At 71.4% G+C, this 21,381-nt stretch carries 21 protein-coding genes; 12 read left to right on the top strand and 9 right to left on the bottom strand.

All coding sequences use genetic code 11. From position 1 onward, the window contains the following. The first annotated feature begins 12 nt into the window (after positions 1–12). On the top strand, positions 13–828 hold the full coding sequence (locus EV671_RS11620; protein ID WP_132571481.1) for a LytR/AlgR family response regulator transcription factor: 816 nt from the start codon (positions 13–15) through the stop codon (positions 826–828). Here EV671_RS11620 and EV671_RS11615 read toward each other — a convergent pair. Further along, complete coding sequence (locus tag EV671_RS11615; protein WP_132571480.1) at positions 815–1,717, bottom strand: LysR family transcriptional regulator; 903 nt, start codon at positions 1,715–1,717, stop codon at positions 815–817. The two genes, EV671_RS11620 and EV671_RS11615, sit on opposite strands and share 14 nt — an antisense overlap. Positions 1,718–1,807: 90 nt before the next feature. Here EV671_RS11615 and EV671_RS11610 point away from each other — a divergent pair, with 90 nt between their 5' ends. Then, positions 1,808–2,812 carry a bile acid:sodium symporter family protein gene (locus EV671_RS11610; protein WP_132571479.1) on the top strand — a complete coding sequence of 335 codons (1,005 nt, stop codon included), beginning with the start codon at positions 1,808–1,810 and terminating at the stop codon, positions 2,810–2,812. 219 nt (positions 2,813–3,031) lie between these two features. On the opposite strand, the gene EV671_RS11605 is transcribed toward EV671_RS11610, so the two are convergent. Both EV671_RS11605 and soxR read right to left on the bottom strand, forming a co-directional pair. Beyond that, complete coding sequence (locus EV671_RS11605; RefSeq protein ID WP_132571478.1) at positions 3,032–3,808, bottom strand: ferredoxin--NADP reductase; 777 nt, start codon at positions 3,806–3,808, stop codon at positions 3,032–3,034. A 68-nt stretch (positions 3,809–3,876) separates the two neighbouring features. Further along, complete coding sequence (gene soxR, locus EV671_RS11600; protein ID WP_132571477.1) at positions 3,877–4,353, bottom strand: redox-sensitive transcriptional activator SoxR; 477 nt, start codon at positions 4,351–4,353, stop codon at positions 3,877–3,879. 29 nt (positions 4,354–4,382) lie between these two features. On the opposite strand from soxR, the gene EV671_RS11595 reads away from it, so the two are divergent. The 4 genes from EV671_RS11595 to EV671_RS11580 are packed head-to-tail and all read left to right on the top strand — an operon-like array spanning position 4,383 to position 7,045. After that, on the top strand, positions 4,383–5,381 hold the full coding sequence (locus EV671_RS11595) for a questin oxidase family protein (protein WP_132571476.1): 999 nt from the start codon (positions 4,383–4,385) through the stop codon (positions 5,379–5,381). A gap of 46 nt (positions 5,382–5,427) precedes the next feature. Beyond that, positions 5,428–5,997 carry a helix-turn-helix domain-containing protein gene (locus EV671_RS11590; RefSeq protein ID WP_132571475.1) on the top strand — a complete coding sequence of 190 codons (570 nt, stop codon included), beginning with the start codon at positions 5,428–5,430 and terminating at the stop codon, positions 5,995–5,997. Then, on the top strand, positions 5,994–6,509 hold the full coding sequence (locus EV671_RS11585) for a GNAT family N-acetyltransferase (protein WP_132571474.1): 516 nt from the start codon (positions 5,994–5,996) through the stop codon (positions 6,507–6,509). The genes EV671_RS11590 and EV671_RS11585 overlap by 4 nt, the downstream gene beginning before the upstream one ends. Positions 6,510–6,523: 14 nt before the next feature. Further along, a complete protein-coding gene (locus EV671_RS11580) occupies positions 6,524–7,045 on the top strand; it encodes a GNAT family N-acetyltransferase (RefSeq protein ID WP_132571473.1) in 522 nt (173 codons plus the stop codon). A 4-nt stretch (positions 7,046–7,049) separates the two neighbouring features. Here EV671_RS11580 and EV671_RS11575 read toward each other — a convergent pair whose 3' ends face one another. From EV671_RS11575 to EV671_RS11565, 3 genes are all read right to left on the bottom strand, one after another. Beyond that, positions 7,050–9,362: an ATP-binding protein gene (locus EV671_RS11575; RefSeq protein WP_132571472.1), complete on the bottom strand. Its 2,313-nt coding sequence runs from the start codon at positions 9,360–9,362 to the stop codon at positions 7,050–7,052. Positions 9,363–9,457: 95 nt separating this feature from the next. After that, positions 9,458–9,739: a BTH_I0359 family protein gene (locus EV671_RS11570; RefSeq protein ID WP_132571471.1), complete on the bottom strand. Its 282-nt coding sequence runs from the start codon at positions 9,737–9,739 to the stop codon at positions 9,458–9,460. A gap of 384 nt (positions 9,740–10,123) precedes the next feature. Further along, positions 10,124–11,023: a hypothetical protein gene (locus EV671_RS11565; RefSeq protein WP_132571470.1), complete on the bottom strand. Its 900-nt coding sequence runs from the start codon at positions 11,021–11,023 to the stop codon at positions 10,124–10,126. Positions 11,024–11,069: 46 nt separating this feature from the next. Here EV671_RS11565 and EV671_RS11560 point away from each other — a divergent pair, with 46 nt between their 5' ends. Continuing rightward, positions 11,070–11,843 carry a fumarylacetoacetate hydrolase gene (locus tag EV671_RS11560; protein WP_132571469.1) on the top strand — a complete coding sequence of 258 codons (774 nt, stop codon included), beginning with the start codon at positions 11,070–11,072 and terminating at the stop codon, positions 11,841–11,843. Further along, positions 11,840–12,781, top strand: a complete 942-nt coding sequence (locus EV671_RS11555) for a nucleoside hydrolase (protein ID WP_132571468.1) — start codon at positions 11,840–11,842, stop codon at positions 12,779–12,781. The genes EV671_RS11560 and EV671_RS11555 overlap by 4 nt, the downstream gene beginning before the upstream one ends. A gap of 151 nt (positions 12,782–12,932) precedes the next feature. On the opposite strand, the gene EV671_RS11550 is transcribed toward EV671_RS11555, so the two are convergent. Both EV671_RS11550 and EV671_RS11545 read right to left on the bottom strand, forming a co-directional pair. Then, complete coding sequence (locus EV671_RS11550) at positions 12,933–15,632, bottom strand: bifunctional acetate--CoA ligase family protein/GNAT family N-acetyltransferase (RefSeq protein WP_132571467.1); 2,700 nt, start codon at positions 15,630–15,632, stop codon at positions 12,933–12,935. 38 nt (positions 15,633–15,670) lie between these two features. Continuing rightward, complete coding sequence (locus EV671_RS11545; RefSeq protein ID WP_132571466.1) at positions 15,671–16,609, bottom strand: histone deacetylase family protein; 939 nt, start codon at positions 16,607–16,609, stop codon at positions 15,671–15,673. Between the two features lie 171 nt (positions 16,610–16,780). On the opposite strand from EV671_RS11545, the gene EV671_RS11540 reads away from it, so the two are divergent. The 3 genes from EV671_RS11540 to EV671_RS11530 all read left to right on the top strand — a co-directional run bounded on the left by EV671_RS11540 (position 16,781) and on the right by EV671_RS11530 (position 19,478). Further along, entirely contained in the window at positions 16,781–17,779 is a 999-nt protein-coding gene (locus EV671_RS11540) for a sensor domain-containing diguanylate cyclase (RefSeq protein ID WP_132571465.1), read from the top strand. Between the two features lie 60 nt (positions 17,780–17,839). Continuing rightward, entirely contained in the window at positions 17,840–18,517 is a 678-nt protein-coding gene (locus EV671_RS11535) for a DUF4197 domain-containing protein (RefSeq protein WP_132571464.1), read from the top strand. Between the two features lie 82 nt (positions 18,518–18,599). Further along, positions 18,600–19,478 carry a ProQ/FINO family protein gene (locus tag EV671_RS11530; protein ID WP_132571463.1) on the top strand — a complete coding sequence of 293 codons (879 nt, stop codon included), beginning with the start codon at positions 18,600–18,602 and terminating at the stop codon, positions 19,476–19,478. Here the strand turns inward: EV671_RS11530 and EV671_RS11525 are convergent, their stop codons facing one another. After that, complete coding sequence (locus tag EV671_RS11525) at positions 19,479–20,858, bottom strand: leucyl aminopeptidase family protein (RefSeq protein ID WP_132571462.1); 1,380 nt, start codon at positions 20,856–20,858, stop codon at positions 19,479–19,481. It abuts the gene before it with no gap. Positions 20,859–21,004: 146 nt separating this feature from the next. On the opposite strand from EV671_RS11525, the gene EV671_RS11520 reads away from it, so the two are divergent. Next, positions 21,005–21,190 (top strand): hypothetical protein, encoded by a 186-nt coding sequence (locus EV671_RS11520; protein ID WP_132571461.1) that lies wholly within the window; start codon positions 21,005–21,007, stop codon positions 21,188–21,190. Positions 21,191–21,381: the final 191 nt, after the last annotated feature.

Below are 21,381 nucleotides of genomic sequence, written 5' to 3'. Positions count from 1 at the left end.
GCATCGCCGGCCATGAACAATGCCCCCATCCGCGCCGTTCTGGCCGACGACGAACGACTGATGCGCGAGCAGCTGCGCAGCCGCCTCACCGAGGTCTGGCCCGAGCTGGAGATCGTGGCCGAGGCCAAGAACGGCCTCGAGGCGGTCGAGCTGACGAAGGAGCACAGGCCCGACCTCGTCTTCCTCGACATCCGCATGCCCGGCCTGACCGGCGTGGAGGCCGCGCGCCAGATCGCGCAGCTGCCGGACGACGACGACTGGCTGGTGCCCGAGATCGTCTTCATCACCGCCTACGACCAGTACGCCGTCGAGGCCTTCGAGCAGGGCGTGGCCGACTATGTGCTCAAGCCCGCCGAGCGCGAGCGCCTGCAGCTGACGGTGGCCCGCATCAAGAAGCGCCTGGCCCAGCGCGAGGGCGCGGAAGGCGCCGACACCGGCCCGATGCCGCTGCAGCAGCTGCTGCACAAGCTGTCCTCGCAGATGAACCCGGCCGCCAAGCCGCAATACCTGCAATGGATCCAGGCCACCGTCGGCCAGGCCATCCAGATGATCCCGGTCGAGGACGTGCTGTTCTTCATCAGCGACGAGAAGTACACCCGCGTGCAGACGGCCAAGGTCGAGGCGCTGATCCGCAAGCCCATCAAGGAGCTGGTGGACGAGCTCGACCCGCAGCTGTTCTGGCAGATCCACCGCTCCACGCTGGTCAATGCCCGCGCCATCGACGGCATCACCCGCGACTTCCGCGGCCGCCAGCTCGTCGGCGTGAAGGGCCTGACCGAGAAGCTCGAAGTCAGCCGCAGCTACACCCACCTGTTCAAGGGCATGTAGCCAGCTCGGCGATCAGCGCCCACAGCCGCTGCGCCGCGGGCGCGAGCGAGCGCTGGCGGCGCCGGGCCAGTACCACCTGGCGGCTGAAGGCCGGCTCGAGCGGCACGGCGCACAGCGCGCCGGCATCGGGCAGCGGCAGCGACAGCGCCGGCAGCACCGACACGCCCAGCCCCGCCTGCACCATGCGGAAGGCCGTGGCCGGGTGGCCCACGTCGATGGCCACCTGCGGCGCGACGCCCGCACGGGCGAAGGCGCGGTCGATCAGCGGCCGGCTGCCGGAGCTGTGGTCCAGCAGCACCAGCGGCTGGCCGGCGAGCTCGGCCAGCGCGAGCTGGCGCCGTTTCGCCAGCGCATGGCCGGCGGGGCAGACGAGCACGAAGCCCTCCATGAACAGCGCCTGCTGTTCCAGCTCCGGCTCGGGCGCCTCGATGCCCACCAGCACCGCGAAATCCACGGCGCCCTCGCGCACGGCCTCGACGGCGAGTTGCTGCGGCTGGTCGCTGAGCCGCACCTGCAGCTCCGGGTAGCGCTGCCGCGCCGCGGCCAGCACCTGGGGCATCAGCCCGCCCGAGATCGTCGGTGCGCTGGCCACGTGCACGATGCCGCGCGCCGCGGCGCCCGAGCCGCGGGCCTCGTCGAGCACGCCGTCCAGCTCGCCCAGCAGGCGGCGCAGCGGGCCGACGAGGGCCTGGCCGGCCGCGCTCAGCACCACCTCGCGCGTCGTGCGGTCCAGCAGCCTGAGGCCCAGCGCCGCCTCCAGGCCGCGGACGGCCTGGCTGACGGCCGGCTGCGACAGCCCGATGTCGTCCCCCGCGCGGCCGAAGCCGCCGTGCTCGGCCACGGCGAGCAGCACGCGCAGCTGGCGCAGCGTGACGTGAGGGGCGGTCATGGTCCGGCAGGCGATTGATTGGTTTGGTGGATTAAATCATCCGATCTATCCATTTCACAATCGGCGCCGGCTCCGCTTCAATGCCCAGCCATGAAACGCCCCGCCTGGCTTCCCGACAACCTCGTCCTGCTGCTCATCGCCACCGTGGCGCTGGCCACGTTGCTGCCCGTTCACGGCCAGGGCGTCGCGGCGCTGGACGTGCTGACCGAGGCAGCCGTCGCGCTGCTGTTCTTCCTGCAGGGCAGCAAGCTGTCGCGGCGTGCCGTGTGGGAGGGGCTGCTGCACTGGCGGCTGCACGCGCTCGTGTTCGCGGCCACCTTCGTGCTGTTCCCGCTGCTGGGCCTGGCACTGCGCCCGTGGCTGGAGCCGCTCGTGGGGCCGACGCTCTACCTCGGCGTGCTGTTCATCTGCGCGCTGCCGTCCACGGTGCAGTCGTCCATCGCCTTCACGTCGCTGGCGCGCGGCAACGTCGCCGCGGCGATGTGCAGCGCCTCCACGTCCAACATCCTCGGCATGGCGCTGACGCCGTTGCTGATGGCCGGTCTGGGCCGCTGGGTCGGTGCGTCGGCAGGGTCCGGCGCGACGCAACTGTCGTGGCACACGTTCGAGGGCATCGTCTACACGCTGCTGCTGCCTTTCGTCGCCGGCCAGGTGCTGCAGCGCTGGACGGGGCCCTGGGTTGCAGCGCACAAGTCCTGGGTGCGGGTCAGCGACCAGAGCACCATCCTGTTGATCGTCTACGGCGCGTTCAGCGCGGCGACGGTGCAGGGCCTGTACCGGCACCTGCCGCCGGCCACGCTGCTGGCGCTGCTGGGCATCTGCGCGCTGCTGCTCGCCATCGTCATGCCGCTGCTGACGGTGCTGAGCCGGGCCCTGGGCTTCTCCCGCGAGGACGAGATCGCCATCGTCTTCTGCGGCTCCAAGAAGACGCTGGCCAGCGGCGTGCCGATGGCGCAGATCCTGTTCGCCGGCCAGGCCGTGGGCCTGCTGGTGCTGCCGCTGATGGTGTTCCACCAGCTGCAGCTGATGGTCTGCGCGTCGGTCGCGCGGCGCTATGCGCGCGGGCCGCAGATTGGGGTGGCAGCAACGGGTTGAATCTGCGGACTGGCGCAGGGCCGCCCCAAGCCGGCCCGCAGGCGATGTGCAAGCGGCCCTATGCCGCTTGCATCGCCATCCCCGCGGGGGCTGAGGCCGGACACATTGCGCCCAGTGGGCGCGATGTGCCTGCCGAAGAGCTGCGGCCCAAGCCGCAGCGCGGTCCGCAGGACCGACTGGGCTTGCCCGCGTTCAGCGTGGCAAGACCGGGCGAGGGGCTTATTTTTCGACGAAGGCGCGCTCGATGACGTAGTCGCCCGGCGTCGTCGTGCTGCCTTCCTTGAAGCCGCGGATCTCCAGCATCTCCTGCATGTCCTTCAGCAGCGCGGGGCTGCCGCACAGCATGATGCGGTCGTTCTCGGGGTTCAGCGGCGGCAGGCCCAGGTCGGCCTGCAGCTTGCCGGTCTGGATCAGGTCGGTGATGCGGCCCATGTTCTTGTAGGGCTCGCGCGTGACCGTGGGGTAGTAGAGCAGCTGCTCGGCCGCGAACTCGCCGAGGAATTCGTGCTGGTGCAGGTCCACGGTGAGATGGTCGTGGTAGGCCAGCTCGGCCACCTCGCGCACGCCGTGCACGATGATGACCTTCTCGAAGCGTTCGTAGGTCTCGGGGTCGCGCACGATGCTGATGAAGGGCGCCAGGCCCGTGCCGCTGCCCAGCAGGTAGAGGTTCTTGCCTGGCAGCAGATAGTCGATCAGCAGCGTGCCCGTGGGCTTGCGGCCGACGATGATCTTGTCGCCCGGCTTGATGTGCTGCAGCTTGGAGGTCAGCGGGCCGTCCGGCACCTTGATGCTGAGGAACTCCAGGTTCTCCTCGTAGTTGGCGCTGACGATGCTGTAGGCGCGCAGCAGCGGTTTGCCGTTCTCGCCCTTGAGGCCGATCATCGTGAAATGGCCGTTGGAGAAACGCAGCGCCTGGTCGCGCGTCGTCGTGAAGCTGAACAGGCGGTCGGTCCAGTGGTGGACGGTCAGGACGGTTTCTTCGTGGAAGGCACTCATGGCGATGAAAGTGACGGGTTAACCCGGGGGATTTTCGCCGGGAAGTGGATGGCCGCCGTTGTGATGGGTCAAGACGGCGTTTCGATGCGCAGAAGCCTCGGGCCGGCGCCCTGGGCGGCGACCTGGTCCTGAGGGTTGTAGAGGGCGCAGGCCTTCAGCGACAGGCAGCCGCAGCCGATGCAGCCGGTCAGCCGCTCGCGCAGCTGCTGCAGGGCCGCGATGCGGGCATCCAGCAGCGGCGCCCAGCTGGCTGACAGGCGTGCCCAGTCGGCCTTGGTGGGCGTGCGGCCATCCGGCAGCGTGGCCAGCGCGGCCCGGATCTGCGGCAGCGTCAGCCCCACGGCCTGCGCCGCACGGATGAAGGCGACGCGGCGCAGCGCGTGGCGCGGGTATTGGCGATGGCCGCCGGCGCTGCGGCTGCCGGCGAGCAGGCCTTCGGCCTCGTAGAAGCGCAGCGCGCTCGTCGCGACACCAGCGCGCCGGGCCAACTGGCCGATGGTCAGCGGGGCGGCGCTTGACTTCAAGTCCACTTCAACTTCGAGCATGGCGCCATGTTCCCACGGAAGCCCCGCCCATGCTGACCAAGACCGCCACCCCCGCGCCCGCCACGCTCGCCCAGCTGCACTGTCTGCTGGACGCCGGCCAGGCCCTGTCCGCCACCTACCGCGGCGGCCTGAGCAACCACCTGCCCATGGCCCAGCAGGCCCTGCTGGAGCTGGGTGCCTCGGCCGCGCGCCTGCAGGCCTTCACCGAGGCCCGCGAGGCGCTGCTGGAGCCGCGCAGCGCGGGCCGCCCGGCGCGCATCGCCGTCGAGCGCGACCTGGGCCGGCCCGACAGCGATGCCGCATGGCGTATGCACTTCGGCAGCCGCATCGAGGCACAGGGCATGGCGGCGGCGCTGCGTGAGGCGCTGACCCTGCTGCTGCCGGGCGCTGGCGCCATCGCCTTCCACGGCCTGATCCGCACGGCCCACGCGGTGCTGGCCGGCCACGAGGCCGAGTTGGCCGCCGGCCTGGCCCACTGGGCCGCGCACTTCCTGCCTCTGCCCGCCGTGGTCGACGGCCCGGCGCTCGACCTGCCCGACTGGCTGCAGGCGCTGGCCCGGCTGCCGCGCCCGGCCTGGCCGGCCGGCACGCTGATCTCCGGCCGCATGCAGGCCTGGGGCACGGTGCCCGGCTTTGCCGCCGTCGCCGGCCGCCTGCGCCATGGGCCCGACACGCTGCGCCAGCTCGCCCTGCTGGCCGCACGCACCTATGCCGCGAGCGGCAACTTCACCGTGCTGCACCTGCTGACGGCCAGCCATGCGATGAGCGTGCTCGAGCCCTGGTGGCCGGCGCCCGAGCTGGCGCGCGGCTTCAGCGTCGCCGCCGCGGCCGGCCTGCTCGCCAGCGGCGCCGCGCCGGCCCTGGGGCTGGACCGGGAGCCCAGCCGCCCCTGGCCGGCCCTGATCTCCGCCGCCTGCGACCAGGACGACGAGCACGTCATCAAGCTGACCCACGCTGCATGGCGCCTCGGGCGGCGCTGGCCCGACCCGGCCTGGCGACGGGCCGCGGAACGCGCCATTCCAGTTTGATGGATATAAATTCCATCAAACGGGAAATTCCAGTAAACTGGAATGCATGGACCTCACCCAACGCATCGGCCGCCGCCTGCATGAGCTGCGCAGCGCCGCCGGCCTGTCCCTCGACGCGCTGGCCCAGAAGAGCGGCGTCAGCCGCTCCAATATCTCGCTGATCGAGCGCGGCCAGAGCAGCCCGACGGCCGTCGTGCTGGACAAGCTTTCGTCGGCGCTGGGCGTCAGCGTCGCCTCGATGTTCGAGGCAGCTCCCGCGCCGGCGGCGGCGCCCTCGCCGCTGGCCCGCGTGGCCGAGCAGCCGGTCTGGAGCGACCCGGCCTCCGGCTATGTCCGCCGCAATGTCTCGCCGCCCGGCGTGTCGCCGCTGCAGCTGGTGGACGTCGTCTTCCCGGCCGGCCAGCGCGTGTCCTTCGAGAGTGCCGAGCGCAGCGCGGACATCCACCAGCTCGTCTGGATGATCGACGGTGTCATGGAGATCGGCCATGGCGATGAGCTCTGGCAGCTGAATCCGGGCGACTGCCTGGCGATGCGGCTGGACGCGCCCATCCGCTTCCACAACCCCGGCGCGAAGCCGGCGCGCTATCTCGTCGCGCTGACCGGAGCCCGGCCATGAACATCCGCGAACTCGACGGCGCCGAGGCGCTGACCCGCGCCGATGAACTGGCCGAGGTGCTGCGCGACTGCGTCGAGGGCGGGGCGTCGGTGGGCTTCATGCTGCCGCTGCCTGCAGGCCGGTGCGAAGCGTTCTGGCGCAGCGTCGCTGCCGCCGTCGCGGCCGGGGATCGCCACCTCTTCGTCGCCGAGGACGAGGCCGGCCGCATCTGCGGCACGCTGTCCCTCGTCGTCGACATGCCCGACAACCAGCCGCACCGGGCGGACGTCAGCAAGATGCTGGTCCACCGCCGCGCACGGCGTCAGGGTGTGGCCGAGCGGCTGCTGCGTGCATTGGAAGCGCGGGCCCGGGCGCTGGGCCGCACGACACTGGTGCTCGACACCGTCACCGGCAGCGATGCATCGCGGCTCTATGAGAAGACGGGCTGGCAGCGCTCCGGCGACATCCCGAACTACGCGCTGATGCCGGACGGGCCTCCGTGCTCCACGACCTACTACTTCCTTCACCTGTGATCCAGGAGAACCGCATGGAATTCATCGCCTGCACGCTGGAGGCGCATGGCGACGCCATCCTCGACATCTTCAACGAGGCCATCCTCAACTCGACCGCGCTCTACGACTACAAGCCGCGGCCGCGCGAATCCATGGACGGCTGGTTCAGGACCAAGCAGGCCAACGGCTTCCCGGTCATCGGCGCGGTCGACGAGCAGGGGCGCCTGCTCGGGTTCGCGAGCTACGGCAGCTTCCGCGCCTTTCCGGCCTACAAGTACACGGTCGAGCACTCGGTCTATGTGCACAAGGACCAGCGTGGCAAGGGCCTGGGCCTGCTGCTGATGGAGCGTCTCATCGCGGCAGCGCGGCAGCAGCAGCTGCATGTGATGGTGGGCGCCATCGACATTGCCAACCAGGGCAGCATCGCGCTGCACCGCAAGCTCGGCTTCGTGCATTCGGGGACCATCGGCCAGGCCGCGTTCAAGTTCGGCCGCTGGCTGGACCTGGGCTTCTATCAGCTCGTGCTGGACACGCCGGCGCAGCCGGTCGACGGCTGAGGGCTCAGCCGGCCCGAAAGCCGATGCCGCGCCTTTCGCGCACCTCGGGCTTGGCCCGATGCTCGGCCTCCAGCTGGGCCAGGAACTCGTCCGGCGTGAACACCTCGCCGAGGATCTCGACCTGCTGGCGCACCGCGGCGAAGTCGCCATGCGTGAGGCAGTCCATCGCCACCAGCCGCGAGCGCTGCTCGTCGGTCGGCGCGGCGCCGGCCTCGCGCTCGAACATCGCCGCGCGCTGCTCGGGCTTCAGCGCCTTGAAGCGGATCTTGAAGGCGAAGCGCCGCAGCGCGGCCTCGTCCAGGTCGTCGAAGAGATTGGTCGTGCAGATGAAGAGGCCGCCGAAGCGCTCCATGCCGGCCAGCATCTCGTTGACCTCCGACACCTCGTAGTTGCGCTCGGCGTGCTTGCGGCTGCGCAAGAAGCTGTCGGCCTCGTCCAGCAGCAGCACGGCGCCTTCGGCCTGCGCCGTCTCGAACATGCGCGCCATGTTCTGCTCGGTCTCGCCGACGAACTTGCTGGCGATGTCGCTGGCGCGCTTGACCATCAGCGGCCGGGAGAGGGCCTGGGCGATGTGCTCGGCCAGGGCCGTCTTGCCGCTGCCCGGCGGGCCATAGAAGCAGAGCTGGCCGGTGCCCTTGCGGCGCAGCGCCTCGACGATGCGCGGGATCTCGAAGCGGCTCTCGCAGTTCAGCAGATCCAGCGCATAGCGGGTCACGCAGGGGCGCGCGAGGCTGGCGCCGTCGTCGCGGCCGAGGGCCTTGTCGGCGTTGAGCAGCTGGCGTTCGATGAGCTTCTCGGCGTCGCCCGTGCCGCCGGCCAGCTGGGCGAAGCGCACCGCGGTGCGGATCTGCGCCGGCGTCAGGCCGGGGCGTTCGGCCAGCTTGGCGACGAAGCCCTCGCTGACGGCCACCTCGCCCAGCGCCCGCGCGACCAGGCCCTTGCGCGCGCCGGGCGGCGGCGACTTCAGCTCCAGGTGGTACTGGAAGCGGCGCCGGAAGGCCGGGTCGATCTGCTCGATGCGGTTGGTGACCCAGATCACCGGCACCGGGTTGGTTTCGAGGATCTGGTTGACCCAGGCCTTGCCGCTGACCGAGTTGCCGATGCCGCCTTCGGCGCTGGCGTCCAGCCGATTCAGCAGCGAGGCCGTGTCGCTGGACAGCGGCGGGAAGACGTCCTCGACCTCGTCGAACAGCAGGGCCACATTGGCGCTGGCCTTCAGGAAGACCTGGCTGATCTGCAGCGAGCGGTAGCGGTCGCGGCCGGACAGCGAGTTGCCGTCGCGGTCGGCGTACTCGACCTCGTACAGGTCCAGGCCGGCGGCAGCGGCGGCCACCTTGGCCAGCTCGGTCTTGCCGGTGCCCGGCGGGCCGTAGAGCAGGATGTTGACGCCGGTGGCATGGGTCGCGACGGCCTGGCGCAGCAGGCCCTTCAGCAGGTCCAGGTCTTCGACGACGAACTGGAAGTCGCCGGGCGAGAGCGTGCTCGGCGCGGCCGGGCGGGTGAACACGGCCATCAGGTCGTGCGGCCCCTGGTATTCGCGCATCAGCACCGGCGGCAGCTGGTCGCTGACCTTCATCAGGTCGGCGAGGTCGGTGATGTTGTGCTCGGAGATCAGGTTTTCGACCATGCCGATGCGTTCCAGCCGCGAGCCGGCGCGCAGCGCCTCGGCCACCTCGCGCTCGTCCACGCCGGCCACCGCCGCGATGGCTGCGAAGGCCTCCTGGGCGGTGTTGACCTTGAACTCCACCAGCGCGCCGCGCAGCTCGCGCTGGTAGCGCGCCAGCGTGCCGTAGAGCAGGATGGCGCGCTCGGCCGGGTTGAGCTGCAGCAGCTGGCCCAGCGCATCGATGTTCTTCTCGACCAGCGTGGACTCGCGCTTGAGCTGGCGGTCCAGGTGCTCGCAGGTGGTGGCCAGCAGGGCCAGCATGTCCTTGGGCGCGTCCTTGACGTATTCGTCGAGGTAGAAGAACAGCGTGCCCTCGGAGAAGGGCCCGCTCCACTGGCCGAATCGCTCGAGGAAGGCTTCGTCGTTCAGGCCTTCGTGGCCGCGCCACAGCTCGTTGCCGGCACAGCGCTGGGCCAGGTAGGCGCGCAGCCGCTGCAGCACGCGCGTGGGCCAGACGAGGTGGCGGCCGGTGAAGGACAGCAGGCCGTTGAAATCGCGCCGCAGGTTGAAGCGGCCGGCGTGCTTGACGGTCAGCGTCAGCACGAACTGCGAGCACATGCGGTCCAGCACCGGGGCGCTGTCCAGGCCGGGCGAGGGCAGCACACGACCCGCGGCCCGGGGGGCTGTCTCAGCGGCGGCTCGCTTCACCATGTCGATGGGCTCCTTGCGCGGCCCGGAGCGGCCGGCGCGAACCCATCTTGTATCAGGCTTGGCGGCAGATCAATGCAAGTTCAGTCCAGAAGTGTTCAGTGCATCACGACCGGCTGCTGGCCCATCACGGCATAGCGCTCGATGAAGGCGTCCAGATCGTCCTCGGAAGGCTCGCCTTCGTTGATGAGGGCCTGCACGCCCTGCTCGAAGGATTCCGCCAGCGCACCCTCGATGAAGATCTCCTTGCGCGCGAACTTGTCGACGATCTCGAAACCGCCGCGGTTCAGCTGCGGCCCGGCGGCCACCGTCTGCGGCTCGACCGTCGGCACGTCGAACTGGACGACGATGAAGCTGTCGGAGTTGTAAAGCATGTGCATGGAGTGCTCCTCGTGGCTTCAGCTGCGGTTGCGGAGCGGGTTTTCAAGCCCGGTCGATGGAGATACTGGCAGAAGGCCCTGCAGTTCGGGTCATCCCCCGGTCCTTCAACGCGCGAGAAGCGTCAGGAGTTCACAAGGGAGGCTGCCCGATAGGGAAAGTCGCCCGCGTTGGGCCTGGCAAGGGCGCAGGCAAGGCGTGAGGAGGCCGCGGGCTCGTGCCCGCAACGACGAGCAACGCAGCATGCGCCCTTGCCAGGCCCAACCCTTCGGGCCGGGGCGATTTGCGGGGCCATGCGGCGTTGCCGGCTCGTTGTGGGTCCCCGACCCACGCCTCGCCGGCGCCTGGCCTGGCCCTGCAACTCGCCCCGGCGCGGGCGACTTTCCCTATCGGGCAGCCTCCAGTAGGCCGATTTCGAAACCGCGGGTTTCCGGGTCGCCCTGGCGCAGCCGCACCGGCCAGTAGCCGCGGGCCGGGTCCAGCCACAGCTCGATGCCCGGGTCGTGCGGGCCCAGTGTCTGGCGGCGCAGGTGCAGGGTGCCGGCGTCGTCGGGCTCGGCGTCCACGGCGTCGAAAACCCATTCGCGCAGCTCGCCGCGCGGGCTCGCCACCCAGACGCGCCAGCGCCCGCCAGGTGCCGGCGCGGCTTGCACCAGGGCGGCGAGCTGCAGCCACCACGAGAGCCTGTCCTGCGCGCCCTCGGGCAGCTCGAACTGGGCCGGGCTGGCCGAGAAGCTGACGCGCCGGCCCTCGGCGTCGAAATTGACGGCCTGGCGGTCCTGGCCGCCGCGCTGCAGCGCGAAGCGCTCCGGCGCCAGGCCGGCGCCGCCGGTGCGGCCCAGGCTCGCCCATGCTGGCAGCGCGCGCTCGCCGACCTGGCGCGTCAGGCGCAGGCTGTAGCGGCCGTCGGCCTCGGGGCGCCAGTCCAGCAGGGCCTCGCCGTCCTGGCCGGCCTGGCGCAGCCGGTAGCGCCAGGTGGCCGGGCCGGCCAGGCGCAGCAGCGGCGCGTCCGGCTCGGCCAGTGGCGCATCGGCGATGGCGGGCGGCGGCGGGCGTTCGCCCGGCTGCGTGGTGCGAGGCCGGGCGGCCGGTGGTGGCGCTGCGGCGGCTTCGGGCAGGGCCACGGGCGGCGCGGGCGGTGGCAGCAGCGCGATGCTGACGGCGCGTGCAGGCCGTGCGCTGGCATCTTCGCGTGCACGCTCGCCGCCCAGCAGCGCAGCGTGGGCAAGCAGGCTGGCCGCCAGCGCGAGCGCGGCGGCGCGCGGGGAGGGCAGGGCGGCGCGCATCGCACAATGCTGCCATCAACCCCGGACCTTGCTGGAACACCACTTCATGAAACTCGCCAGCTATGCCGACGGCTCGCGCGACGGCCATCTGGTCGTCGTGTCGCGCGACCTGACCCAGGCCCACTACGCCACCGGCATCGCCACGCGGCTGCAGCAGGTCCTCGACGACTGGGGTTTCGTCGCCCCCCAGCTCGAAGACCTGGCCGTGCAGCTCAACCACGGCAAGCTGCGCCATGCCTTCCCCTTCGAGCCCGACAAATGCGTGGCGCCGCTGCCGCGCACCAGCGGCTGGGCCGTGCTCGACGCCGACGGCGGCGTGCAGCGCGACGTCGGCCAGTTCTCGGCACCCCACCAGCCGCTGCGCGCGCCGGCCGAGGGGCGGCCCGCTCTGGCGGCCATCGCTGGCGACCTGGCCGCCGCCAGCGACCCGGCCGCCGCGCTGGACGCGCTGCGCCTGCTGACGTTGGCCGTCGACTGGCGCATAGCCGGCGAGCTGATCGTCACCCAGCTCGCGCCGTTGGCCGTCACGCCCGATGAACTCGGCGCCGGCTGGGCTGCCGGCCGGCTGCAGGCCCGCCTGCACTGCCTGCACAACGGCAGCCGGCAGGAGGTGCGCGACATCGACGCCCAGCCCGGCGCCGCGCTGGCCCGGCTGGCACGGCTGCGCCCGCTGCGCGCCGGCCAGGTGGCCGGCATCGCCCTCGGCGCGCTGGATCTGGCCCTGGCCGCCGGCGACAGCCTGCACCTGGACCTCAAGACCGCCGAGGGCGCCGGCCTGTTCGGCGCCATCGACCTCGACATCGCGCCCGACGTCCAATGAATCGCCAGCCCATCATCATCGACACCGACCCCGGCCAGGACGACGCCGTCGCGCTGCTGCTGGCCGCTGCCAGCCCCGAACTGGAACTGCTCGGCGTGACCACCGTGGCCGGCAATGTGCCGCTGGCGCTGACGACGCTGAACGCACGCAAGGTGCTGGAGCTGGCCGGCCGGCGCGACGTGCCGGTCTGCGCCGGCGCCGACCGGCCGCTGGACGTGCCGCTGGTCACGGCCGAGCATGTGCATGGCGACACCGGCCTGAACGGCGTCGAACTGCCCGAGCCCATGCTGCCGGTGGACGGCCGCCATGCGGTGGACTTCATCGTCCAGACCTTGCGCGAGCGCGAGGCCGGCACGGTGACGCTGTGCCCGCTGGGGCCGCTGATCAATATTGCGCTGGCCCTGCGCCGCGCGCCCGACATCGCGCCGCGCATCCGCCGCATCGTGCTGATGGGCGGCGGCTTCTTCGAGGGCGGCAACGTCACGCCGGCCGCCGAGTTCAATTTCTATGTCGACCCGCAGGCCGCGCACGAGGTCTTCACGAGCGGCGTGCCGATCACGATGGCGCCGCTGGACGTCACGCACGAAGTGCTGACAACCGCCGCGCGCATCGCCGCCATCCGCGCGCTGCCCAACCGCGTCGGTACGGTGGTGGCGGCCTGGATGGAGTTCTTCGAGCGCTACGACGAGGAGAAGTACGGCCAGGACGGCGGCCCGCTGCACGACCCCTGCGTGATCGCCTTCCTGCTCAAGCCCGAGCTCTTCATGAGCCGCGACTGCAATGTGCGCATCGAGACGCACAGCGAGCTGACGCGCGGCATGAGTGTCATCGACTGGTGGGGCGTGACCGGGCTGCCCGCCAACGCCCAGGTGCTGCGCCATGCCGACGCGGACGGCTTCTTCGCGCTGCTGACGGAGCGACTTGCCCGGCTGGGCTGAGCTTTGTGGGCCGAGCGCCGGGCCGCTCCCAAGCCGGCCCGCTCCGGCGATGTGCTTGCGGCTCAATGCCGCAAGCATCGCCGTCCCCACGGGGGACCGACTGGACTCGCCCGCGTTCAGCGAGGCGAGACTGGGCGAGGGGCTCTCTGTGTCAGCCTTGCAGTGAGCGGGACACGAGCTTGAAGTCCGGCTCCTCGGGATGCGGCTTGACCGTGAAGCCCAGGCCGCGCATCAGCTTCAGCATGTCGGCGTTGTTGCTCAGCACCAGGCCCTCGATGTCGAGCAGGCCCTTCTCGCGCGCGGCGTCGGTGATGCCCTCCATCAGCCGCGAGCCCAGGCCCTTGCCGCCGAAGTCGTCGGCCACCAGCAGGCTGAACTCGCAGCTGGTCTGGTCGGGGTTGGTGATGATGCGCGACACGCCGACGATGCGCTCCGACTCGTCGAAGCCGCCGTCGTCGCGCGCCGTGCGTTCGCAGCAGACGGCCACCAGGGCCATCTCGCGGTCGTAGTCGATCAGCGTCAGGCGCGCCAGCAGGCCGGGCGGAAGTTCCTTGATCGCGCTGGCGAAGCGGAAGTAGCGGCTCTCCGGCTTGAGGCGGCGCACCATGTCCTGCAGCATCTGCGCGTCGTCCGGGCGCACCGGCCGCACGGTGACCTCGCCGCCGCCGGCCAGCGGCCAGACCTGCTCGAAGCGGGCCGGATAGGGCAGGATGGCCAGGTGGGGGTAGTCGAAGGCGCGCGGGCTGCCGGCCTGGGGGCCCAGCTGCAGCACGACGCGCGCGTCCACGGCGACGGCGCCCTGCTCGTCGACGATCAGCGGGTTGATGTCCATCTCGCGCAGCTGCGGGAACTCGCAGACCATCTCGCTGACGCGCAGCAGCACGCGCTCCAGCGCCTCCAGGTCGGCCGGCGCGCCGCCGGCGCGGCCCTCGGTCAGCGTCTCGGCGACGCGGGCGCGCTCGATCAGGCGGCGGGCGAGGAACTGGTTCAGCGGCGGCAGCTCCATCGCGCGGTCGGCGATCAGCTCGATCATCGTGCCGCCGGCGCCGAAGACGATGGTCGGCCCGAAGGCCTCGTCCGTCACCAGGCCCACGCAGACCTCGTGGCCACGGCGTGCGCGCGCCATCTTCTGCACCGTCACGCCGTTGATGCGCGCCTGCGGCTGCAGACGCTTCACGCGGGCCACCATCTCGTTGTAGGTGTCGCGGGCGGCGGCGCCGCTCTGGATGTTCAGGGCCACGCCCTGCACGTCGCTCTTGTGCGCGATGTCGGGCGAGTCGATCTTCAGCGCGACCGGGAAGCCGAGCTGGGTGGCCAGCATCATGGCCTCGTTGGCGCTGCGCGCGAGCACGGTCTGAGTGACCGGGATGTGGAAGGCCGCGAGCAGGGCCTTGCTCTCCATCTCGGTCAGCGCGCGGCGGCGTTCGGCCAGCACGCTCTCGATCAGCAGGCGCGCGGCCTCGACGTCGGGCTGGGCGAGGCTGGACATCGGCGGCGGCGTCTGCAGCAGCAGCTGCTGGTTGGCGTAGAAGCTGGCGATGTTGCCGAAGGCGCCCACCGCCGCCTCGGGCGTGCGGAAGTTGGCTATCGACCCCTCGTTGAGCACGCGGCGTGCCTCCAGCACCGAGGCGTCGCCCATCCAGCAGCCCAGCAGCGGCTTCGCCGTGGCAGCCTTGGCGGCGGCGACGGCGCGGGCCGTCTCGGTGGCGTCGGAGCCGATCTGCGGCGCGTAGACGGCCAGCAGGCCGTCGATGGCCGGGTCCTGGGCGGCAGCCTCCACGGCGATGCGGAAATGCTCGGGCGTCGCCGCGGCGGACAGGTCGATCAGGTCGGTCAACGAGGCCAGGCCGGGCAGCTGGGGCTGCAGCGCGCGGGCCACGTCGGGCGAGAGCTTGCCGAGCTGCAGGCCGATCTCGCTGACCCAGTCGGCCGCCAGCACGCCGGGGCCGCCGCCGTTGGTGACGATGGCCAGGCGCTTGCCCACCGGGCGGTAGCGCGCGGCCAGGCATTTGGCGGCCGAGAACAGCTCGACGAAGCTGCGCACCCGCACCGCGCCGGCGCGGCGCAGCGCGGCGTCGAAGACGTCGTCGCTGCCGACGATGGCGCGGCTGTGGGTGAGGGCGGCCTCGTTGCCGGCGCTGCGCCGCCCGGCCTTCAGCACGACGACCGGCTTGGCATGCGCGGCCGAACGCAGCGCGCTCATGAAGCGGCGCGCGCTGGAGATGCCCTCCAGGTAGACGACGATGCTCTGAGTGCGCGTGTCGGTGGCGAGGAAGTCCAGCACCTGGGCCAGGTCCACGGCCGCGTTGGGGCCCAGGGACACGACCTGGCTGAAGCCGACGTGGTTCTGCTGCGCCCAGTCCAGCATGGCCGAGGTCAACGCGCCCGACTGCGACACCAGCGCCAGCGAGCCCTCGGCGGCCAGCGGTCCGGCGGCGCTCGCGTTCAGGTTCAGGTGCGGGCGCTGGAAGCCCAGGCAGTTGGGGCCGAGCAGGTGCACGCCCTCGCGGCGGGCGATGCGCTTGAGCTGGGCGGCCTGCTCGGGCTCGATGCCGTCGCTGACGATCAGCGCCGAGCGGCAGGCGATGCGCCCGGCCACCTCCAGCGCCGCAGCGATCTCGTCGGCCGGCAGCGCGATGACGGCCAGGTCGGCCCGCGAGCGCGCCAGCTCGCCCAGCGTGCCGGTCGTTTCGCCGTGCAGGAACTGAGGCGGGCTGGCGCCGGGCGCGGCCTGCAGCGCGGCGCGCAGCACGCGGGCCTGGCGGGTCTGGCGTTCGGGTTCGTCGGGCGGGCCGGCGAACACGACGACGGAACGGGGCGTGAACAGCGGCGCGAGGAAATGGGTGTCCATGGGGTGAACTCTAGAGCCCGCCGGTGACGGGCGGGGCCTCAGTCGGCGCCGATCAGCACCTTCACATGGGCCGCGGCGCTGCGCGCCAGCGGGTTGAGCATGTAGCCGCCCTCCAGGCAGGAAATGACGCGGCCGCGGCAATGGCGCCAGGCCAGATCCATCAGCTGGCGCGTGACCCATGCGTAGTCGGCGTCGACCAGGCCCAGGTTGGCCATGTCGTCCTCGCGGTGGGCGTCGAAGCCGGCGCTGATGTAGATCAGCTCAGGTTTGAAGCGCTCCAGCGCCGGCAGCCAGTGCTCGGTGACAGCGGCGCGGAAGGCCTCGCTGCCGCTGCGCGGCGCCAGGCCCACGTTGACCATATTCGGCGCGTCCTTCAGCGAGCGGGCGTCCGGGCCGTTGAAGGGGTAGAGGCCGGTCTCGAAGATGCTGCACATCAGCACGCGCTCGTCGCCGGCCAGGATGTCCTCGCTGCCGTTGCCGTGGTGCACGTCGAAGTCCACCAGCGCGACGCGCGTGAGGCCGTGCACGTCCAGCGCGTGGCGTATGCCCACGGCCACGTTGTTGAAGAAGCAGAAGCCCATGGCCGCGTTGCGCTCGGCATGGTGGCCGGGCGGGCGCACCGCGCAGAAGGCGGCCGGCACCTGGCCGCCCAGCACCAGGTCGGTGGCCAGCACGGCCGCGCCGGCGGCACGCAGAGCGGCGGGCACGGTGTGGCGGTTCATGCGCGTGTCCGGGTCCACCTGGGCATAGCCCTCGGCGGGCGCGGCCTCGAGCACCTGGCGCACATGCAGGGCCGTGTGGGCCCGCTCCAGCTGGGCTTCGGTGGCCAGCGGCGCGTCATAAGGCAGCATGTAGTCGAGCAGGCCGCGCGCCAGCAGCGCATCGGCAATGGCGGCCAGGCGGGCCGGGCATTCCGGGTGGCCGTCGCCCATCTCGTGGCGGGCGCAGTCGGCATGGCTGATGTAGGCGGGCAGCATCGTTTTCTCGTCTCCTGCGGCCCATGCTAGGCAGCCCGGCTTGCGAGGTCTTGACACAGCGCAAGATCGGGCGGGCGGCCCGTCGACATACTGAATACACGGGGAGGCAGCCGCAGCGCTCCAGCAACGAAGGGCGCTCCGCCGCTTGTCAGCGGCACCGAGGAGGCGCGGATGCCGAGCAGGGAAAAACTGCTTGAGGTCATCGCGATGCAGACCGAGGTGGCCGGCCTGGGCATCGATCTCGATCTGGGCCGCCTGCTCGACCTGGTCGCCAAGCGCACCGTGGGCCTGATGGAGGCCGACGGTGCCGCGCTCGAACTGGCCGAGGGCGACGAGATGGTCTACCGCGCGACCGCCGGTATGGCCGAGGGCAGCCTGGGATTGAGGCTCAAGCGTGGCACCAGCCTGTCGGGCCTGTGCGTCGCCCAGGGCCAGGCGCTGCGCTGCGACGACGCGCTGACCGACCCGCGCGCCGACCACGCCGCCTGCGAGCGCCTCGGGCTGCGGTCGATGGTCGTCGCGCCGCTGCGCCACCATGGCGTGACGGTGGGCGTGCTGAAGGCGATGTTGCGCCGCCCGGCCCATTTCGACGACAAGCATGTGGCGCTGCTCGGCCTGGTCTCCGAACTCGTCGCGGCGGCCATGTATTTCGCGACCCGCTATGCGCCCGGCGAGCTCTTCCACAAGGCCACGCACGACAGCCTGACCGACCTGCCCAACCGTGCCCTCTTCCTGGACCGCCTGCATGCCTCGCTGGCCCAGGCCGTACGAGACCACCAGCCGCTGGCCGTGCTGATGCTGGACATGAACGGGCTCAAGCCCATCAACGACAGGCACGGGCACCGCGCCGGCGATGCGGCGCTGCGGGAGTTCGCGCGCCGCCTGTCGGCCGGCGTGCGCGAGTCCGACACGCCGGCCCGCCTGGGCGGCGACGAATTTGGCGTGCTGCTGCGGCCGGTGGCGGCCGATGGCGGCCTGCAGGCGACGATGCAGCGCCTGGCCCACGAGCTGGATGGCAGCTTCGATTTCAACGGCCACGAACTGCCCTTGTCCGTCAGCATGGGCGCGGCCAGCTTCCCGGAGGACGGCGCCGACGTGGCCGGCCTCATCGAGCTCGCCGACCAGCGCATGTACCGGCAAAAGCGCAGCCTGAAGCACGCCGCCGCCTGAGCGCCGCGCGAGCGCCGCCAGCGGTGGGAAGATGGCGGCTCCGCCCCCCAGGAGCCCGCCATGCAACGTCGTCTCGTCCTCGCCAGTGCCCCCGCCCTGCTGCTGCGCCCCGCCTGGGCGCTGAGCCTGACCGAGGGCGATGCCAACGCCGGCATCCGCACGGCGCTGGAGCGTGGCGCGAACTCGGCCGTGGCCTTGCTGGGCCGGCCCGACGGCTTCCTCGGCAACCCGCTCGTGAAGATCGAGCTGCCCGGCCACCTGAAGGACGCCGCCAGGCTGCTGCGCGCCACCGGCCAGGGCGGCAAGCTGGACGAGCTCGTCACCGCGATGAATCGTGCCGCCGAGGCGGCCGTGCCGGCCGCCAAGCCCCTGCTGGTCAAGGCCGTGAAGGACATGAGCGTCGAGGACGGGCTGAAGATCCTGAAGGGCGGCGACGACTCGATCACGCAGTTCTTCGCCGGCAAGACGCGCGAGCCGCTGTCGGCCAAGTTCCTGCCCATCGTCACGCAGGCGACGCAGAGGGTCGCGCTGGCCGACAAGTACAACGCCGTGGCCAGCAAGGCATCGGGCTTCGGCCTCGTCAGCGGCGAGGACGCCAACATCCAGCAATACGTCACCGCGCGGGCGCTGGACGGGCTCTACCGCATCATCGGCGAGGAGGAGAAGAAGATCCGCCAGGACCCGGTTGGCACCGGCAGCGCGATCCTGAAGAAGGTCTTCGGCAATCTCGGCGGCTGAATCCGGGCAGGTGTATCGACCCCGGGGTTGGGCGGCGGGGTGGCGTGAACGACAATCCGCACCCTGCTTTCAGGCCCCGTTCATGAATTCCGATCTTCCCGAGACCGCCGCTACGGCCGACGACACTCCTGCGCCCGTGCCCGCGGCACCTGCCGCCCCCGCCGAGAACCAGGCGCCCGCGCGTGACGCGACGGCCGAGCTGAAGGCGCTCTTCCCGGCCCTTTTCAGCGGCAGGCCCAAGCCCGTCAAGCTGCGCATCCAGGCCGACATCCAGGAGCGCGCGCCGGGCAAGTTCACGAAGGCCCAGCTCAGCGCCTTCCTGCGCCGCCACACCGGCAGCACGGGCTATCTGATCGCGCTGACCCAGGCCAAGACGCGCTTCGACCTCGACGGCAACCCGGCCGGCGAGATCACCGAGGAGCATCTTGCCGCGGCCCGCGAAGAGCTGGCTCGCCGCAAGGGCCTGCAGCAGGAGCGCCAGCAGCTGGAGCAGGAACGCCACCAGCTCGAAGCGCAGCAGCGCCGCAACCGCGGCCAGCTGCTGTGGGATTTCGAGCGCACGACGCTGACCGAGGCCAACTTCTGCGTGCTCAAGGGCCTGAAGCCCGAGGAACTGCCCGGTCTGCTGGAGATCGCGCGCCGGGAGCGCGCGGAGGCGCCGCCCGCGCCGCCGCGGGAGGCTCGTCGGGATGACCGCCGCCCCGGTGGTGGCCGGCCCGAAGGCCGTGGCCCGCGCCGCCCCGAGCAGCGCCCGGACGGCCGGCGCGACCAGCCGCGCGGCGATCGCCCCGCGCGCGGGGCCGGCGGCCGCCCGCCGCAGCCGGGCCGCAAGCCTGCACCTCAGCAGGTCGAGCAGCCCGCCCCGTCGCAGATGGCTCAGGCCCTGCAGGCCGTCACCCTGGGCGCCAAGGCCGAGCCGGCCGCCGATCAGCAGCCGGCCAAGGATCAGGCCCCCGAATAATCAGGCCGCGTAGCGCTGTTCCAGGTAGGCGAGCAGCGTGCGGATCGTCTGCGCCTCGCCGCCCACCGGGCGGCCGGGGCGGGCTGCATCGTTCCAGGCGAACAGGTCGACATGCAGCCAGTCCTGCTGGGGCGGCAGGAAGTCCTCCAGGAACAGCGCCGCATTGATGGCGCCCGCCAGCGCGCTTTTTCCCGTGTTGACGATGTCGCCGATCGAGCTCTCGATGCCGGCGTGATAGGGCGCCCACAGCGGCATATGCCACAGCGGGTCGTCCAGCTTCAGGCCCAGGTCGACGAGGTCGCGCGCCGTGTCCATGTGCTTGGCGAACAGCGCCGGTAGCTGGGCGCCCAGGGCCACGCGGGCCGCGCCGGTCAGCGTCGCCAGGTCGATGACGAGGTCGGGCCTGCCTTCGGCTGCATAGGCCAGCGCATCGCTCAGTACGACGCGGCCCTCGGCGTCGGTGTTGCCGATCTCGATGTGCAGGCCCTTGCGCGTCTTGATGACGTCGCCGGGTCGGTAGGCATTGCCCGCGATCGAGTTCTCCACCGCCGGGATCAGCAACTGCAGCCGCACCGGCAGCTTGAAGGCCATGATCAGCGTCGCCAGGCCGAGGGCATTGGCGGCGCCGCCCATGTCCTTCTTCATCTGGCGCATGCCCTCGCCGCCCTTGATGTTCAGGCCGCCGCTGTCGAAGCACACGCCCTTGCCGACCAGAGCCAGCTTCGGGTGCTTGGGGTTGCCCCAGTTCAGCTCGATCAGGCGAGGTGAGCGCGTGCTCGCGCGGCCGACCGCGTGGATGCTGGGGAAGTTCTGCTTCAGCAGCGCGTCGCCGACGATCTCCCTGAAGCTGGCGTCGTACTGCTTGGCCAGGGCCTTGGCGGCGCCGGCCAGCTCGGCCGGGCCCATGTGCTCGGCCGGCGTGTTGACCAGGTCGCGCGTCGCGGCCATGGCGGCGGCCAGGGCCAGGCCGCGCTCGGCGTCGGCGCCGGGCTTGAGCACCAGGGTTGCCGGGGCGCGCCTGGCCGGCTTGTAGAGGTCGAAGCGGTAGCCCCCCAGCTCCCAGGACAGGGCGGCGGCCTCGGGTTGCAGGGCCAGGCCGGCGGCGTCGAGCTTGTAGACGCCTTCCGGCAGGGCCAGCGGCAGGTGGCTCAGCGCGAAGGGGTGGGCGGCATGGGCCACGCCGGCGAAGACGCCGGCCAGCTGGCCATCGACGCCCGGCAGCAGCGCGTGGCTGTCGGCGGCGCCGACGAAGCCGACCGTCGCCAGCCACTGCCGGGTCGCCTCGGGCAGGCTGGTCGCCAGGGCCTGGAAGGCGGCGCGGTCGACGACGGTGATGGGGACGGCCTTGGCCGGCAGGGTTTTCTTCAGCTGGACGCTCATGGCGCGGGGTCCTGGAATTCGCGAAGCCGGCATTGTCGGCAAATCAACATGCAAAGAAATGTGTGTGGCCTGTCAACCGCCGTCTCCGGGGCGGCGTTGTCCCCCCAATCGCGCCGCTTTCGGGCCGCGAGACAGGCAAGACAGCCATGATGAAGATCCAGCCCCGCACCGAACCGCAACAGCGCCGCATCCCCGCCCCCGACATGGGCCTGGGCTGGGGCGCCGAGGAATCCGTCGACAAGGGCCGCAAGCACGAGGCCTTCGACACCGGCTTCTACAGCGGTGAACGTCGCGGCCTGGCCCGCGCCCTGCGCTTCGACCGCAAGCGCTGAGGCGCGACCGAGCAGAGTCCCTGCGGACTCTGCGACGCGCGCCGAAGGGCGTCCGGCATGCAGGCCGAATGGCATGAGTGAGGACCGACCCCACCCCCCAACCCGCCGCCGCTCCCTCAGCCGCCGGCGGGTTTCGTTTTCAGCTCGGGAATTTTCTGCCTGACCTGACGGCCGGCTGCGTTGAGAATGCG

Origin of the sequence: Roseateles saccharophilus, assembly GCF_004342485.1 — a bacterium.
In the GTDB taxonomy this organism is placed as follows: Bacteria; Pseudomonadota; Gammaproteobacteria; order Burkholderiales; family Burkholderiaceae_C; genus Pelomonas; species Pelomonas saccharophila.
This window is presented reverse-complemented; position numbering and strand designations above follow the sequence as displayed.